The following is a 14,011-nucleotide window of genomic DNA, read 5'->3' as shown; positions in this document are numbered from 1 at the left end:
AGGAGTCCCCCATGGACGCACTCGCCTACCGGCCACCGGGCCGGCTCTCCACCCGCTTCAACCGGCTCGTCGGCTGGCTCGCGAACCGCGGGATCGGCCTGGTCGGCGCTCGCACCCTCGAGGTCGTCGGCCGGTCCAGCGGGCAGCCTCGCACCACCCCGGTGAACCCGCTGCGGCTCGACGGGCACACGTACGTCCTCGGCGCGCGGGGGCACACGCACTGGACCCGCAACCTGCGCGCCGCCGGCACCTGCACGCTGCGCCGCGGCCGCTCCGTCGTCCGCTACCGGGCCACCGAGCTGGCCGACGCCGACAAGATCCCCGTGCTGCGCGAGTACCTGCGCAAGTGGGAGTGGGAGGTCGGCGCGATCATGCCGGTCAGCATCTCGAAGGCCTCGACCGACGCCGAGCTGCTCGCCGCCGCCCCAGCCCTGCCCGTCTTCGAGCTCCACCGCGCCTAGGCGTCCGGTTCCTGAGCCTCAGCCGAGGCCCGGTCCCTGAGCCTGTCGAAGGGCCCTTCTCGACACGCTCGAGGAGCGGGGGCCGCTTCCGCCCGGCGGTGCTGCTGGCGGTGGCCGCCATCCGCGACACGGCCGCGGTCGACCGGGTGCCGGGCACGCAGGCGGCGCTGCCCACGCTCGACGACGTCGTCGAGGCGTTCCTGCGCGCCGTCGACTAGTCGAGCAGCGTGAAGTCGGCGAAGTCGAAGCCCGGCGAGACCACGCAGCTGACCAGCGCGTCCTCCTCGCGAGGCACGGTGCGCTGCCACGTGCCGGCCGGGACGAGCACCTGCGTCTCGTGACCGACCTCGACGTCCAGCCCGACGGTGTGCTGCGCCTCGGCCTCCGGCTCCTCGCCGGAGCCGCCGAGCTCGAGCACGACGACACCCTGCTGGGCGATCCAGATCTCGTCCGAGGCCACCTTGTGCCAGCCGGACGCGTCACCGGCCGGCAGCAGGAAGTGGATCAGCGTCGCCGTGGGCCGGACCCGGCCGTCGGCCAGCTCGACGTCCACGCCGGACGCCCAGCTCTGCCGGTACCAGCCGCCCTCGGGGTGCTGCACCAGACCCAGCGCGTCGATCAGCGGGTGCTTCACGGGCAGACCTCCATCGCGTTCACAGGTGGGCCTCGATCGCCGGGCGGCGGGCGGCGAACGCCTCGACCCGCTCGCGGGTGCGCTGCGGCTCGCCGCGCAGCCGGGCCAGGTTGAGCATGCCCTCGTCGCCGCGCTCGATGCCGGCCTCGATGCGGTCAGCGGCGGTGCGCATGCGGCGCTCGACGGCGTCCAGCAGCGTCATCGGTCCCCACTCGCCGTAGGCGTCCACGAGCAGGTTGATCCGCTCGGCGGCGAGCGCCGGGTCGATCTCGCGGTACAGCGGGATCGCCGTCCAGGCCATGAACGCCAGGTCGTCGATCGGGTCGCCCGGTCCGGCCAGGTCCCAGTCGATCATCGCCACGAAGTGGCCGGACTGGATGATCCAGTTGTAGGCGCCCGGGTCGTTGTGACAGATGACCTGGCCGGGCTCGAGCTCGACCTCGCCGCTCTGGCGCCACGTGCGGGGGCCGTCGGGACGGAAGCCGTCGACCAGGTCGTGGAAGTCGCGCAGCCAGGCGACCGCCTCCTGCAGCACCTCGGGCAGCACGACCTCGTCGTCGACCGGGACGCCGCGCCCCTCGACGTACGTCAGCACCTCGCGGCCCTGCTCGTCGGTGCCGTGCGCCTGCGGGATGCCGCGCAGGCCCGCCTCGTGCAGGAAGTCCAGCAGCTCGTGCACGGCGGGGGTCCAGGGACCGGTCGGACGACGGACGGTGCGCCCCACGCGGGTCGCCCCGCCGGTGGCTCCCCCGGTCAGCTCTTCCTCGTCAGCCATGGCCACGATCGTGGCACGCCGCCGACCCCGCTCGGAAGGCGGACCGGCTCGGACTCCCCTACGGTGACCGGCGAGACACCGCTAGCGCCGGCCACCCGGCCGGCCGAGAAGGAGAATCACGTGGGCATCATCGGCTTCATCATCGTCGGACTCATCGCGGGCTTCCTGGCGCGCGCCATCGTGCCCGGCAAGGACAGCATGGGCATCCTCGCCACGATCGTGCTCGGCATGGTCGGCTCGTTCGTCGGCGGTCTGCTCGGCAGCCTGATCAGCGGTGACGGCATCGACTTCTCCGCGGCCGGCATCATCGGCTCGATCGTCGGCGCCATCATCGTGCTCATCGCCTACAACGCGTTCACGGGCAAGAAGAAGAGCCACCACTGACGCAGTGACGTCCGACGAGGCCCGGGGAGCACGCCTCCCCGGGCCTCGTCGCGTCTAGGCGCGGACGTCGACGTCGGCGACCTGCAGGTCGAGCACGGCGCCGAGCGCGCGGGCCGGCGGCTCGAGCGCGTCGTCGGCGAGGGCTGCCTCGCCGGGCAGCATCGCGACCTCGAGCCGCGTGGCTCGCGCCGGGCCGGCGACCCGCCAGGTCGCGACCATGCGTCCGTCGGCCAGCACTGTGGGGGCGTACTGGCCGTTGACCCGGCCCCACACCACGTCGAGCTGCTCCTGACGCAGGAAGCGGGTGCGCCCCGGCCCTCGGTAGCCGACGGTGAGCGCGTCGAACTCCGACAGCAGGCGCACGCCGAGATCGGCCGACGGGGTCAGCGGGGCGTCGACGAGGTCGAGGTAGCCCTCGGGGTCGGGCCCGTCGAGGTGCTCGAGCCGGTCGCCGAGCCGGGCCAGCGACGCGTCCACCCGGCGCAGCTGCTCGCCCAGGAAGTAGGCGAGGTCGCGGCGGGTGACCGGGCCGCACGCCGCGACGTGACGCAGCACGAGCCGGTCGAGCGCGGCGTCCGGCGACGGTGAGTCGCCCAGCTCCAGCAGCGTGGACGCCGTGCGGTGGAAGGCGTCGGTGCGCTTCTCCCAGCGCTCGTCGCGCGGGCGGCGCACCAGGCCGGGGTGCCCCCAGAGCAGGTTGTCGCTGAAGGTCGACCGCTCCACCGGACGCCCTTCGGCCGCCTCGACGAACCCCACCACCGCGTCGACGAGCTCCTCGCGCGGGACGAAGCGGTCGGCGCAGACCCGCTCGACCTCGGCCGTCACGTCGTCGGGGGTGAGACGCTCCAGGCGCAGGGCCCGGCGCAGCTCGCCGGCGCGCGCCCGCCGGGCGACCGCGTCGAGGTCGGGCCAGACGGCCGCGGACGCCGTGTGCACCGTGCCGCGCAGGCAGGTGCCCTTGACCAGCGCGTGCGACTCGAGCAGCGCGTTCACCTCGGCGTACGTCGTGCCCGGCCGGCGCGAGGAGGCCAGGACGAACGGGCCGCGCGGCACCTGGGACTGGATCGGTGCGAGGCGCTCGAACAGGTCGAGCACGTCGCCCGCGTCCGGCAGCTGGCGCGCGAGAGTGCGCAGCCGCAGGTCCTCGTCGCTCAGCCTCATGGCCGAAGGCTAGGCCTCTGCCCCGACATCCGTCCGTAGTCTGTGCGCCATGACGCCGCTCGAGCTCGCCGACCGCACCGTGCACGTCGACCGCGCCCGACGCACGGACGTGCCGGCGATCGTGGCCCTGCTGGCCGACGACGTCCTCGGCCGCGACCGCGAGGCGCCCGACCTCGATCCGTACCTGGCCGCGTTCGACGCCGTCGACGCCGACCCCGCTCACCTGCTCGCCGTGGTGCGCGACGGGGACGTCGTGGCCGGCACCGTTCACCTGACCTTCCTGCCCGGGCTGTCACGGGGTGGCGCCCTGCGGCTCCAGGTCGAGGCTGTGCGGGTCGCGGCGTCCCACCGCGGCACCGGCCTCGGCACCGCGATGATCGGCTGGGCCGTCGAGCACGGTCGTGAGCGCGGCGCCGTCCTCGTGCAGCTCACCACCGACAAGCAGCGCACGGACGCGCGCCGCTTCTACGAGCGGCTCGGCTTCGTCGCCTCGCACGAGGGCATGAAGCTCGCGCTCGACCAGCCCGGCGCATGACGCATCCCCTCCCGTCCGCCATCGGACGGCCGGCGACGGCGGCCCTCACCGCGGCCGGCTGGACGACGCTCGAGCAGGTCGCCGGCCGCACCCGCGCCGAGCTGCTCGCCCTGCACGGCGTCGGCCCGAAGGCGGTGCGCCTCCTGGACGAGGCGCTCCGCGCGCACGGTCTGTCGTTCGCCGACTGAGTCCCGGACGCCGTCGCCGGCCGGACCTGGCACGATCGGGGCCGTGAGCCACAGCCACTCCCACGCGACCCCGCCCTCCGACGGCCCGCCGCGCCGCACCCTCGCGCTCGTCCTGGCGGCGATCGTCGGCGTCATCGCCGTCGTGACCCTCGTCGCCATGGCGCTGCTGTGGCCCGCGGACGAGGACGTGCCGAAGGCCCAGGACCCGTACGCCGCCGAGGGCGTGAGCCGCGTCCCCGCGGTGGTCGAGTCCGTGCGGGCGTTCGACTGCGGCGGCGACGGCCTCGGCCCCGACCAGACGCAGGCCCGCGCCGGCGACTGCGCCGAGGTGACCGCGCAGGCCGGCGACGAGACCGCGACGTTCACGCTCGACCCGACCCGGTGGGCGTCCGGCATGAAGGTCGGCGACGAGATCCAGGTCCTGCGCATCGCTCCCGACGGCCAGCCGGCGTCCTGGGAGTTCTACGACTTCGAGCGCGGCTTCCCGCTCGCCGCGATCGCCGCGGTGTTCGGCCTGCTCGTGGTGGTGGTCGCGCGCTGGCGCGGCCTGTTCGCCATCGCCGGCATCGGCGTCACCCTCGTCGTGCTGCTCGGCTTCGTCATGCCCGCGCTGCTGTCGGGCACGAACGCGCTGCTCGTGGCCACGGTCGGGTCGGCGGCGATCATGATCGTGGTGCTCTACCTGGCCCACGGCATCTCGATCCGCACCACGTCAGCCCTGTTCGGGACGCTGGTGGGACTCGCCCTCACCGCCGTGCTCGGCGCCTGGGCGACCGACTGGTCGCACCTGACCGGCGTCGCGTCGGACGACGACCGGCTGCTCGCCGCCGTCGCCACCAGCGCCGACCTGTCGGGCATCGTCGCGGCCAGCATGGTGATCGCCGGCCTCGGCGTGCTCAACGACGTCACCGTCACGCAGGCCAGCGCGGTGTGGGAGATGCGCGCGCTGCAGCCCGGCGCCAGCCGCACGCAGCTGTTCACGTCGGCCATGCGCATCGGCCGCGACCACATCGCGTCCAGCGTCTACACGCTGGTGTTCGCGTACGCGGGCTCGGCGATGACGATCCTGCTGCTGGTGTCGGCGTACAGCCAGAGCCTGACCCAGGTCGCGACCAGCGAGGAGATCGGCTCGGAGGTGGCGCGGACGCTCGTCGGCGCCATCGGCCTGGTGCTGGCGGTGCCGATCACCACGGCGTTCGCGACGCTGCTCGCGCCCCGCGGCGAGGACGTCCCCGCGCCCGGGCCCGACGCCGTCACCGCCTGAGCCCCGCTCTCCGAGCCGCACCCCCGCTCCCTGAGCTTGCCGAAGGGAGGCTTCACCAGGCTCAGCCAGCGGCGCCGGGCTCAGCCGGCGGCGACAGGCTCAGCCGGCGGCGGGCTGGGCGAGCGCCTCGACGAGTCGCTCCATGCGCACGATCCCGGCGAGTCGGCCCTGCGCGTCGATGCACACGAGCGGCCGGAACCGCAGCACCGGCGTCCGGACGATCGCCCGGCGCGCCGCCTCGTGCAGCGGAGTGTCGACGTGCAGCCGCAGACCGGCCTCGCGCACCGGCTCCACGTGGCCGGCCGAGCACACGGTCGACACCGGGCCGTGGTCGGCGTCGACCACGACGACCAGGTCGACGCCCTCGCGCGCGACCACGGCGTGCGCGCTGGCGACGTCGGGGGCGGTGGGGACGCGCTCGAGCAGCGGGCCGAGCCCCTCGCCGTCGTGGTGCACACGGCGGTGCGCCAGCACCTGGCGGACGGCCTCGGCGCTCGGGGCGACGGGCTCGGCGGTCGGACGGCCGAGCAGGTAGCCCTGGCCGAGCGGGACGCCGAGCTGCATGAGTGCCTCGAGCTCCTCGGGCGTCTCGATGCCCTCGGCGAGCAGCCAGGCGTCCACGCGGTTGCCGAAGATGCCGAGCATCTCGATGAGGGCGCGCTTGCCCTCGTCCTGGTCGACGCCGGCGACGAGCCCGCGGTCGATCTTGATGAAGTGCGGTCGCACCACGAGCAGGCGGTGCAGCCCGGCGTAGCCCGAGCCGGTGTCGTCGATGGCGATGAACGCGCCGGCGGCCCGCAGCGCGGTGAGCTCGGCCTGCACCTCGCGCTCGTCGAACCGGCGCTGCTCGGTGAGCTCCACGACGACGCCGCGCAGCGGGGCGGCCTCACGCCAGACCTGCTGCATGACCGGGTCGCTGAGCACGTCCGGCGAGACGTTGACGGTCAGGAACCGCATCGGCGGCAGCTCGGCCCGGCGGGAGAGCGCGGCGCGCACGGCGGCGGCCTCGAGCTCGGCGGCGCGGCCGCACGCGTGGGCCGCGTCGAACCAGACCTCGGGGCTCGTGACCGGTCCGTCGAAGCGCGCGAGCGCCTCGTAGCCGACGACCGTGGCGCGGGTCAGGTCCAGGATCGGCTGCAGGTGGACGCGCAGCCCGTCACCGTGGACGGCACGGTCCAGGTCCTCGGGCCCGACGACGTCTCCCGCCGCGGTCCCGGCGGTCATGATCAGGCGACGGTCGTGACGAGGCCGCGGGCGTGCTCGAGCGTCTCCGGCGGGACGTCGGTCATGCCGTGCGCCTCGGCCGCGTGCTGGAGCGCCTGGTCCAGCACCTCGTCGTCGGTGGCGCCGAGGAACACGTCCTCGCAGCCGGGGACGACGTCACCACAGGCAAATCGCTTCACTACTGCTCCTCGGGAGGGGGTCCGGGATCCGGGGTGTGCTCGACCCCCGACCCATCGGCCGCGGGCCCGGCGACGTGAGCGAAATCGCCCGCCGGACGGCTCATGCGTGCAGCGCCGGGGCCGCGGCGCGGGCGAGCGCGTCGAGCAGCCGCTCGACGCGCACGATGCCGCAGTAGCGTCCGGCGTTGTCGGTGCAGACGAGCGGGTGGAAGCGCGAGGTCGCCGAGCGCACGATGGCCCGTTGGGCGGCCTCGTCCAGCGGCGTCGAGACGTTGATCCGCAGCCCCGAGTCGCGGATGGCATGCAGGGCGCCCCAGCCGTCGACGGTGGCCGACGGACGTCCGTGACCGTCGAGGATCACGACGACGTCGTGCCGGTCGTCGCCGAGCAGCACGCGGGCCTCGTCGACCTCGACGGCGGTGGGCGCGAACTCGATGAGCGGACGCAGCCCCGGGTGCTCGCCGGCCTGCTGCTGGGTCAGGACGCGCAGCACCGAGTCGGGGTCGGCGCCGGCGAACTCCGGCGCCGGCCGGCCGAAGAAGTAGCCCTGGCCGAGCGGGACGCCCAGCTGCACCAGGACGTCCAGCTCCTCGCCGGTCTCGATGCCCTCGGCGAGCAGCCAGGCGTCGACCCGGCTGCCGAAGGTGCCCATCATCTCGACGAGGGCGCGCTTGGCCTCGTCGCGATCGAGCCCGGCCACGAGCCCGCGGTCGAGCTTGATGAAGTCCGGCCGCAACGACAGCAGGTGGTGCAGGCCCGCGTAGCCCGCGCCGGCGTCGTCGATGGCCACGAGCGCACCCTGCGCACGCAGCGCGTGCAGGCTGGGCTCGAGGTCCACGTACGACTCGATGCGGTGCTGCTCGGTCAGCTCGACCACCACGCCGCCCAGCGACTCCGACGACGCCCAGACGTCCTGCATCTCGGCGGACGCGAGCACGTCCGGCCCGACGTTGACGGTCAGGAAGGTGTTGGCCGGCAGGTTCGCGCGGCGGGTGAGCGCCGACCGCACCGCGGCGGCCTCGAGCGCGGCGCCCAGGCCCAGCTCGCGGGCCCGGGCGAACCACACCTCGGGGTTGCGCTCGGCGGCGTCGAAGCGCGCGAGCGCCTCGTAGCCGACGACCGTGCCGCGGCGCAGGTCGACGATCGGCTGGTAGTGGGTCGTCAGTCCTTCGCCGCCCAGCACACGGGCGATGTCGGCGGGGCTGACGGTCGCCTGGTCAGGCGACGGCGACGATGTGTCCACGCACCTGGTCGACCAGCTCGGCGGGGACCTCGGTCATGCCGTGGTCGTCCTGCGCGTGGCGGGCGACGGCGGCCAGCACGTCGTCGTCGGTGTCGCAGACGAAGGTGGCGTCACAGCCGGGAACGACGTCGCCACAGGCGAAGCTCTTCATGGTGCACTCCTTTGCAGTCCCCCGAAGCCCGATCCGTCGGGCGGGACGTGGTGCCGGTTCGGCACCTCCCGAAGCGTAAGCGGCGCTCCGGCGTCGTGCACCGCAAACGACGGAGTGCTTCGTCACGCCTCCGGCAGGGTCGGCAGGCGGTGGAAGAACGCTGCCAGGCCGGCCGCCGTCCCGACCCCGCCGAGCACCATGGCTCGTCGCTCGGCCGGTGTCGTGACGCCGCGGCGCAGCCACGAGCCGGCCGCGAGGTTCGCGGCGCTCCACAGCACGTTGGGCACGGGTCCGGACAGTCCGACGGCCGGCGGCTTGGCGAACGGCGACGGGAACCGCTGGCCGGTGATCCCCTTGACCCCGTGCGGGACGGCGTTGACGAGCAGCGCCCCCGCGGCGGCGGCACGGACGGTGGACAGGACGGTCATGGGCTCCCCTTCGTCGGCTGCCCTCATCCTGCGCCGGGTCAGCCGTCCGGGCACCTCCGCGCGCTGGTCACCCCTTGCGTGGCGACGCCCCCTCGCGCTGGGAGTGACGTTGTTGCGGCGACACGCCGATGATCCCCGCAACAACGTCACGCTCAGCGGGAAGGAGGGCCGAGACGGGGCGAGCTTGAAGGACATGGAGGAGCATGACCACCGTCGGACGCCTTCTGGGAGCCGCACTGCTCGTCCTTGCCATGACGTCCGGGTGCGGCCGTGCGCCGGACGTGCAGACCTTGCCCGCGCCCTCCACGTCCCCGGCGCCACGTCCCGTGCTGCTGGTCGACGAGCCAACCGGGGCGAGCATGACGGCGCTGACCCGGGGACGCCTGGAGGTCGTCGGTGGCTGCCCGGGCGCCGACGGCGGCGTCATCGTCTGGCCGCACGGCACCCGGTTCGTCGGCGACGACCCGTTGACCGTCGAGGTGCCGGGACGCGGACGGTTCGCCCTCGGCGACCGGATCAGCCTCGGCGGCGGATGGATCGTCGAGCACGTCGGCGGCAAGGTTCCCGACGCGCCGTGGACCTTCCGCGGTCAGCGGGTCCCGGACTCCTGCCTGGCCCACGACGTCTTCCTCGCCGGCCCGCACTAGTCGCCTCCTCGCTGAGCGTGACGTTGTGTACGCCCTTCTCGGCGTGTCGCGTGCACAACGTCACGTCCAGCGCGAAGGGACGCCTACAGATCCTCGGTGAGGGCGCGGACGACGTCGGCGGCGGGGCCGGTGGGCGCGTGCCGGTAGCCGGTGCCGGCCCAGAGATGGACGTGCTCGGCGTCGCCCACCCGGGCCGCCGTGGCGCGCAGCTCGCGGGTCAGGTGGTGGACGGCCGGGTAGGCGACGGGCGCGTCCTCCCCGTGCTCGTCGGCGAATGCGTTGCGCAGCGCCCGGGCCGGACGTCCGGTGAACGCGTGGGTCACGACGGTCTCGGTGAACCGCGGGTCGACCAGCGCGTCGCGGTGGGTCCGGTTGGCCCCGGACTCGTCGGTGCGCAGCAGCAGGGTGCCGACCTGGACGGCCTCGGCTCCCGCGGCGAGCAGCTCGCGGACGTCCGCGGGTCCGGCCACGCCACCTGCCGCGACCACGGGCAGCCGGGTCGCCGCCCGCACGGCCCGGACGAGATCGGCGGTCGGCACGTCCTCGATCGTCCGGCGCGGGTCGAACGTGGCGCTGTGCCCGCCGGCCGACGGCCCCTGCACGACCAGCCCGTCGACGCCGAGCGCCTCGGCCTCGCGCGCCTCCGCCGCGGTGGTGACGGTCGCCAGCACGCTGCTGCCGGGCTGCTGCAACCGCCGGACGTCCTCACGAGGCGGCAGCCCGAAGGTGAGCGAGACGAGCGGCACCGGGTCGGACGTCAGCAGGTCGACCTTCGCGTCCCAGTGGTCGTCGTCGACGAGCGGCGGGTCGGTGAGCGTGACGCCGAACGCGTCAGCCACCGGCCGCAGCCGCTCGGCATAGGCGCGCAGCGCGGCCGGGTCGGGCCGCTCGTCCGACGGGACGAACAGGTTGACCCCGAGCTGGTGGGTCCGCTCGCGCAGCGCGGCCACCTGCGCGGCGAGGTCGTCGGGCGTCCGGTAGCCGGCGGCGAGAAAGCCGAGACCGCCCGCCCCGGTCACGGCGGCGGCGAGGTCGACGGTCGTGGTGCCGCCGGCCATGGGTGCGCCGACGATCGGCAGGTCGGTCCCGAGCAGCGTCATGAGCCCATCGTGCAACCGGCGCCGACCCTGGGCACACTCGGGGCGATGCGCAGCGTGCAGTGGGACGTCGAGGGTCGCGACCGGCCGACGCCCTACACCCGCGTGTACGTGCGCGGCATGTGGCTGAACCGCGACAAGCAGGCGTTCGAGGGCGAGCAGCACACGCTGGACAAGGCCCTGACGCAGCAGCGCTCGGGCAACACGCCACCGACCCGGCTGACCAGGCGCCGGCTCGACGTCCGCACCGCGTCCGTCGCGGGCATGCCGGTCCGGACCGCTCGTCCGCGCACCGACGCGCCCGTCGCCCGCGTGCTGTACCTGCACGGCGGCGGCTACGTGCACCCGCTGACCAAGGACTACTGGCGCCTCGTCCGCTCGCTCACGTCCGTGCCGGCCGAGGTCGTCGTGCCGGCCTACCCGCTAGCCCCGGACGCGACCGTCGACGACGTGCTGCCCCGGCTCATGTCGCTGGTGTCGGCCGTCTCGGCCGACGGGCTGCCGCTCGTGGTCATGGGTGACTCGGCCGGCGGCGCGCTGTCGCTCGTCATAGCCCAGCAGCTGCGCGACACCCGCGGGGCGCGGCCGGCCGGGGTGGTCCTGCTGTCCCCGTGGCTGGACGCGACGCTCGACGAGGAGCAGGTGCGCGACCTCGAGGCGACGGACCCCATGCTGGCCGAGTCGGGCCTGCGGGCGGCCGGACGCTGGTGGGCGGGTGACCGCTCCCCCGCCGACCCGCTCGTCAGCCCGGTGAACGGCTGGCTGGACGACCTGCCGCCGCTGGACGTGTACATCGGCGACCGCGACATCCTGCGTCCGGCCGTCGACCTGCTCGCCGACCGCGCCCGGACGTCCGAGGTCGCGCTGCACGTGCACGAGCACCCGGCGATGTTCCACGTCTGGATGACCCGCGCCATCCCCGAGGCCGCCCGCACCCGCCACGCCCTGGTCGAGCTGGTCCGGCGGCGAGCCGGCGCCTGAGCCTCAGCGCGCGGCGAGCACCTCGGTGCCGTCCCCCTCGAGCTCGTCCAGGCCGGCGCGGCGGCCGGACAGCACGAGCAGCAGCGAGCTCGCCGGGCCGGTGACCGTCGGGCCGGCGCCGTGGGCGAAGCCGGTGTCGGGCGCCTCGACCCGCAGCCCCTCGACCCGCTGGCGCCCGCCGCCGATCTTGGTGGACGCGCCCACGAGATAGCCGAGCGCCGCGTTCATCGCGTCGGCCGGGTACTCGCCGCGGCCGCCGAGCGGACGCCGCACGTCCTCGCCGTGGGCGAACGCCTCGACGAGCCGGGTCTCGAGCTTCACCGGCGGCGTCTTGGTCAGCGGGACGACCTCGCGCAGCCGCTGCAGCGTCTCGGCCGGCGTGCCCTTCTCGTGCTCGAGCCCCTGCTGGTTCTGCCGGTCGAGGTCGAACCGGGCCCGCGCGAGCCCCTTGGCCAGGTGCCACGTGTCGGTGCGGGCGCAGTCGACCAGGTGCGCGACGACGTCGTGCACCGTCCAGCCCTCGCACGGCGACGGCGTCGCCCACCGCTCGTCGGGCACGCGCTCCAGGAACGCGACGAGCGAGGCACGCTCGGCGTGCACGACCTTCCAGACGTCGACCACGGGCGTCCCTTCCTCGATGACGGAGCCCTCAGCGTAGGGACCGGCACCGACGTCCGGGCTTAGACCGCCGGCTGCTGCTGGGTGATGCAGTGGACGCCTCCGCCGCGGGCGAACAGCGGACGAGCGTCGACGCGGACGACCTCGCGCCCCGGGTAGGCCTGCGCGAGCACCTCGGCGGCGACGTCGTCGTGCGGGTCGTCGAAGCCGCCCATCACCACGCCGCCGTTGCAGACGAGATGGTTGACGTAGCTGTAGTCGACCGGGCCGGTCTCGTCGACGAGCTGCTGCGGCGCCGGCAGGTCGACGACCCGCCAGGTCTCGGGCAGCGCGGCCCGCAGCGTGGCGTCGAGCGAGTGGTCGGGGTGGCGCGGGTCCTGCTGGCGGTGCAGCAGGACGACGCCCGGCTCGGGCATGGCGGCGACGATGTCGACGTGCCCCCGGGTGCCGAACTCGGCGTAGTCGCGGGTGAGGCCGCGTGGCAGCCAGACGACGTCGCGCACGCCGAGGGTGCGGCGCAGCTCGGCCTCGACGTCGGCGGCGGACAGGTCGGGGTTGCGGCCGGGGTCGAGCTGCACGGTGGTCGTGACCAGCACGGTGCCGTCGCCGTCGACGTGGATCCCGCCGCCCTCGTTCACCAGGTCGGACGGCACGAGCGTCGCACCGGCCCACTCGGCGACGCGTCCGGCGACCTGGGCGTCGTGCTCCCAGGACGCCCACGCCTGCCCGCCCCAGCCGTTGAACGTCCAGTCGACGGCCCCGAGCCGGTCGCCGTCGACGACGAACGTGGGGCCGATGTCGCGCATCCACGCGTCGTCCAGCGGCGCCTCGAGCAGCTCGACGTCCGAGCCCAGGTGGTCGCGGGCGACGCCGACGGCGGACGGGTCGACGACCATCCGCACCGGTTCGAACCGCGAGATCGCGTGCGCGACGGACGCCCAGGTGCGGCGGGCCTCGTCGGCGTCCGCGTCGGTCTCGCCGAGCGTGTAGCCGGACGACGGCCAGGCCATCCAGGTGCAGGCGTGCGGCGCGGTCTCGGCCGGCATGGTCCAGGTCATCGCGCTAGCCCCGCGTAGGTGTCGGGACGGCGGGTGCGCAGGAACGGGAACAGCGTCAGCCAGTCGCGGCGCTGGTCGAGGTCGAGGTCGACGACGAGCACGGCCTCCTCGTCGCGCGGCGCCTCGGCGAGCACCCGGCCGTACGGGTCGACGACGAACGACGAGCCGTAGAACCGGATGCGTCCCTCGTCGCCGGTGCGGTTCGGCACGACGATGAACAGCCCGTTGGCGATCGCGTGGCCCACGATCACCTGGCGCCACAGCGGCGCGGTGTCGAAGTCGGGGTGGTCGGGCTCGGAGCCGATTGCCGTGGGGTACGCGAGCACGTCCGCGCCACCGAGCGCGTACATGCGGGCGACCTCGGGGAACCACTCGTCCCAGCAGGTCGGCAGGCCGAGCGCCGCGGGCAGCCCGTCGAGCTGGTGCACCGGGTAGGCGTCCTCGGCCGGGCCGGGACGGAAGTACTTGTCCTCGACGTAGCCCTCGGTGACCGGGATGTGCGTCTTGCGGGTGCGGGCCACGAGGCGTCCGGACGGGTCGACGACGACGGCGGTGTTGAAGCCCAGCCCGTCGCCGGCGTCCGCGCGCTCGTACAGGGACGCGTGCACGTGGACGCCGTGCTCGCGCGCGACCCGGGCGGCGAAGGTAACCGTCGGGCCGTCCTCGAGGCTCTCGGTCAGGTCGGACGCGGCGCCGGCGGGCTCCTCGAACGCCGGGTAGCGCGACAGCGTCAGCTCGGGCAGGAAGACCACGGTGGCGCCCTCGCCGGCCGCGGCGGCGACGCCGTCGGCGAGCACCTCCTGCAGCTCGTCGGCGTCCTCGCGCCAGCGGTGCTGGACGAGCCCGACGCGCAGCGGCTCGCGGGTCGGGGCGTCGACGCGGGCGGGCGACTCCAGGGCGGGGCCGTGGACGAGGTGCGCGGCCGGACCGGACGGACGGGACATGGGTGCCTCGCAGGGATCTAAAACGAATGGTGTTCGTTA

Annotated in this window: 19 protein-coding genes; 7 read left to right on the top strand and 12 right to left on the bottom strand. The window is 74.5% G+C overall.

All coding sequences use genetic code 11. The features are described 5' to 3' along the window. The first annotated feature begins 11 nt into the window (after positions 1 to 11). Positions 12 to 461, top strand: a complete 450-nt coding sequence (locus HGAM_RS08165; RefSeq protein ID WP_019144992.1) for a nitroreductase family deazaflavin-dependent oxidoreductase — start codon at positions 12 to 14, stop codon at positions 459 to 461. A gap of 214 nt (positions 462 to 675) precedes the next feature. Here HGAM_RS08165 and HGAM_RS08155 read toward each other — a convergent pair whose 3' ends face one another. After that, positions 676 to 1,095: a cupin domain-containing protein gene (locus HGAM_RS08155; protein WP_019144990.1), complete on the bottom strand. Its 420-nt coding sequence runs from the start codon at positions 1,093 to 1,095 to the stop codon at positions 676 to 678. Positions 1,096 to 1,114: 19 nt separating this feature from the next. After that, positions 1,115 to 1,870: a phosphotransferase gene (locus HGAM_RS08150; protein WP_019144989.1), complete on the bottom strand. Its 756-nt coding sequence runs from the start codon at positions 1,868 to 1,870 to the stop codon at positions 1,115 to 1,117. A gap of 120 nt (positions 1,871 to 1,990) precedes the next feature. On the opposite strand from HGAM_RS08150, the gene HGAM_RS08145 reads away from it, so the two are divergent. Then, positions 1,991 to 2,254: a GlsB/YeaQ/YmgE family stress response membrane protein gene (locus tag HGAM_RS08145; RefSeq protein WP_019144988.1), complete on the top strand. Its 264-nt coding sequence runs from the start codon at positions 1,991 to 1,993 to the stop codon at positions 2,252 to 2,254. A gap of 54 nt (positions 2,255 to 2,308) precedes the next feature. Here HGAM_RS08145 and HGAM_RS08140 read toward each other — a convergent pair whose 3' ends face one another. After that, on the bottom strand, positions 2,309 to 3,415 hold the full coding sequence (locus tag HGAM_RS08140) for a DNA glycosylase AlkZ-like family protein (protein ID WP_019144987.1): 1,107 nt from the start codon (positions 3,413 to 3,415) through the stop codon (positions 2,309 to 2,311). 49 nt (positions 3,416 to 3,464) lie between these two features. On the opposite strand from HGAM_RS08140, the gene HGAM_RS08135 reads away from it, so the two are divergent. From HGAM_RS08135 to HGAM_RS18405, 3 genes are read left to right on the top strand one after another with little or no spacing between them, the layout of a single operon-like run. Further along, positions 3,465 to 3,950, top strand: a complete 486-nt coding sequence (locus HGAM_RS08135; protein WP_019144986.1) for a GNAT family N-acetyltransferase — start codon at positions 3,465 to 3,467, stop codon at positions 3,948 to 3,950. Further along, positions 3,947 to 4,138 carry a helix-hairpin-helix domain-containing protein gene (locus HGAM_RS08130; RefSeq protein ID WP_019144985.1) on the top strand — a complete coding sequence of 64 codons (192 nt, stop codon included), beginning with the start codon at positions 3,947 to 3,949 and terminating at the stop codon, positions 4,136 to 4,138. The genes HGAM_RS08135 and HGAM_RS08130 overlap by 4 nt, the downstream gene beginning before the upstream one ends. A gap of 43 nt (positions 4,139 to 4,181) precedes the next feature. Continuing rightward, entirely contained in the window at positions 4,182 to 5,402 is a 1,221-nt protein-coding gene (locus tag HGAM_RS18405) for a YibE/F family protein (RefSeq protein ID WP_019144984.1), read from the top strand. Positions 5,403 to 5,501: 99 nt separating this feature from the next. On the opposite strand, the gene HGAM_RS08120 is transcribed toward HGAM_RS18405, so the two are convergent. From HGAM_RS08120 to HGAM_RS18400, 5 genes are all read right to left on the bottom strand, one after another. After that, positions 5,502 to 6,626, bottom strand: coding sequence for an EAL domain-containing protein (locus HGAM_RS08120; RefSeq protein ID WP_019144983.1), 1,125 nt, complete (start codon positions 6,624 to 6,626; stop codon positions 5,502 to 5,504). 2 nt (positions 6,627 to 6,628) lie between these two features. After that, complete coding sequence (locus HGAM_RS20065) at positions 6,629 to 6,805, bottom strand: DUF1059 domain-containing protein (RefSeq protein WP_020691786.1); 177 nt, start codon at positions 6,803 to 6,805, stop codon at positions 6,629 to 6,631. Positions 6,806 to 6,905: 100 nt separating this feature from the next. Continuing rightward, positions 6,906 to 8,048: an EAL domain-containing protein gene (locus HGAM_RS08110; protein WP_019144981.1), complete on the bottom strand. Its 1,143-nt coding sequence runs from the start codon at positions 8,046 to 8,048 to the stop codon at positions 6,906 to 6,908. Beyond that, positions 8,023 to 8,199, bottom strand: coding sequence for a DUF1059 domain-containing protein (locus HGAM_RS20060; protein ID WP_019144980.1), 177 nt, complete (start codon positions 8,197 to 8,199; stop codon positions 8,023 to 8,025). The genes HGAM_RS08110 and HGAM_RS20060 overlap by 26 nt, the downstream gene beginning before the upstream one ends. Positions 8,200 to 8,321: 122 nt before the next feature. Next, on the bottom strand, positions 8,322 to 8,627 hold the full coding sequence (locus tag HGAM_RS18400) for a hypothetical protein (RefSeq protein ID WP_019144979.1): 306 nt from the start codon (positions 8,625 to 8,627) through the stop codon (positions 8,322 to 8,324). Positions 8,628 to 8,986: 359 nt separating this feature from the next. Between HGAM_RS18400 and HGAM_RS20595 the strand changes: the two genes are divergently transcribed. Continuing rightward, entirely contained in the window at positions 8,987 to 9,274 is a 288-nt protein-coding gene (locus HGAM_RS20595) for a hypothetical protein (RefSeq protein WP_172636433.1), read from the top strand. Between the two features lie 83 nt (positions 9,275 to 9,357). Here the strand turns inward: HGAM_RS20595 and HGAM_RS08090 are convergent, their stop codons facing one another. Next, the gene (locus tag HGAM_RS08090) at positions 9,358 to 10,374 is read right to left on the bottom strand and encodes an NAD(P)H-dependent flavin oxidoreductase (RefSeq protein WP_019144977.1); all 1,017 of its coding nucleotides are present in this window, start codon (positions 10,372 to 10,374) and stop codon (positions 9,358 to 9,360) included. A gap of 45 nt (positions 10,375 to 10,419) precedes the next feature. On the opposite strand from HGAM_RS08090, the gene HGAM_RS18395 reads away from it, so the two are divergent. Next, positions 10,420 to 11,352 (top strand): alpha/beta hydrolase fold domain-containing protein, encoded by a 933-nt coding sequence (locus HGAM_RS18395; RefSeq protein WP_019144976.1) that lies wholly within the window; start codon positions 10,420 to 10,422, stop codon positions 11,350 to 11,352. A 3-nt stretch (positions 11,353 to 11,355) separates the two neighbouring features. On the opposite strand, the gene HGAM_RS08080 is transcribed toward HGAM_RS18395, so the two are convergent. From HGAM_RS08080 to HGAM_RS18390, 3 genes are read right to left on the bottom strand one after another with little or no spacing between them, the layout of a single operon-like run. Beyond that, on the bottom strand, positions 11,356 to 11,973 hold the full coding sequence (locus HGAM_RS08080) for a maleylpyruvate isomerase family mycothiol-dependent enzyme (protein WP_019144975.1): 618 nt from the start codon (positions 11,971 to 11,973) through the stop codon (positions 11,356 to 11,358). Between the two features lie 59 nt (positions 11,974 to 12,032). Beyond that, positions 12,033 to 13,028 carry an agmatine deiminase family protein gene (locus tag HGAM_RS08075; RefSeq protein ID WP_019144974.1) on the bottom strand — a complete coding sequence of 332 codons (996 nt, stop codon included), beginning with the start codon at positions 13,026 to 13,028 and terminating at the stop codon, positions 12,033 to 12,035. Then, positions 13,025 to 13,972, bottom strand: coding sequence for a nitrilase-related carbon-nitrogen hydrolase (locus HGAM_RS18390; protein ID WP_019144973.1), 948 nt, complete (start codon positions 13,970 to 13,972; stop codon positions 13,025 to 13,027). The genes HGAM_RS08075 and HGAM_RS18390 overlap by 4 nt, the downstream gene beginning before the upstream one ends. Positions 13,973 to 14,011 lie beyond the last annotated feature (39 nt).

Origin of the sequence: Aeromicrobium massiliense JC14, from assembly GCF_000312105.1 — a bacterium.
In the GTDB taxonomy this organism is placed as follows: Bacteria; Actinomycetota; Actinomycetes; order Propionibacteriales; family Nocardioidaceae; genus Aeromicrobium; species Aeromicrobium massiliense.
The sequence above is the reverse complement of the archived record's forward strand: the minus strand, read 5'-3'. Positions and strand labels throughout refer to the sequence as shown.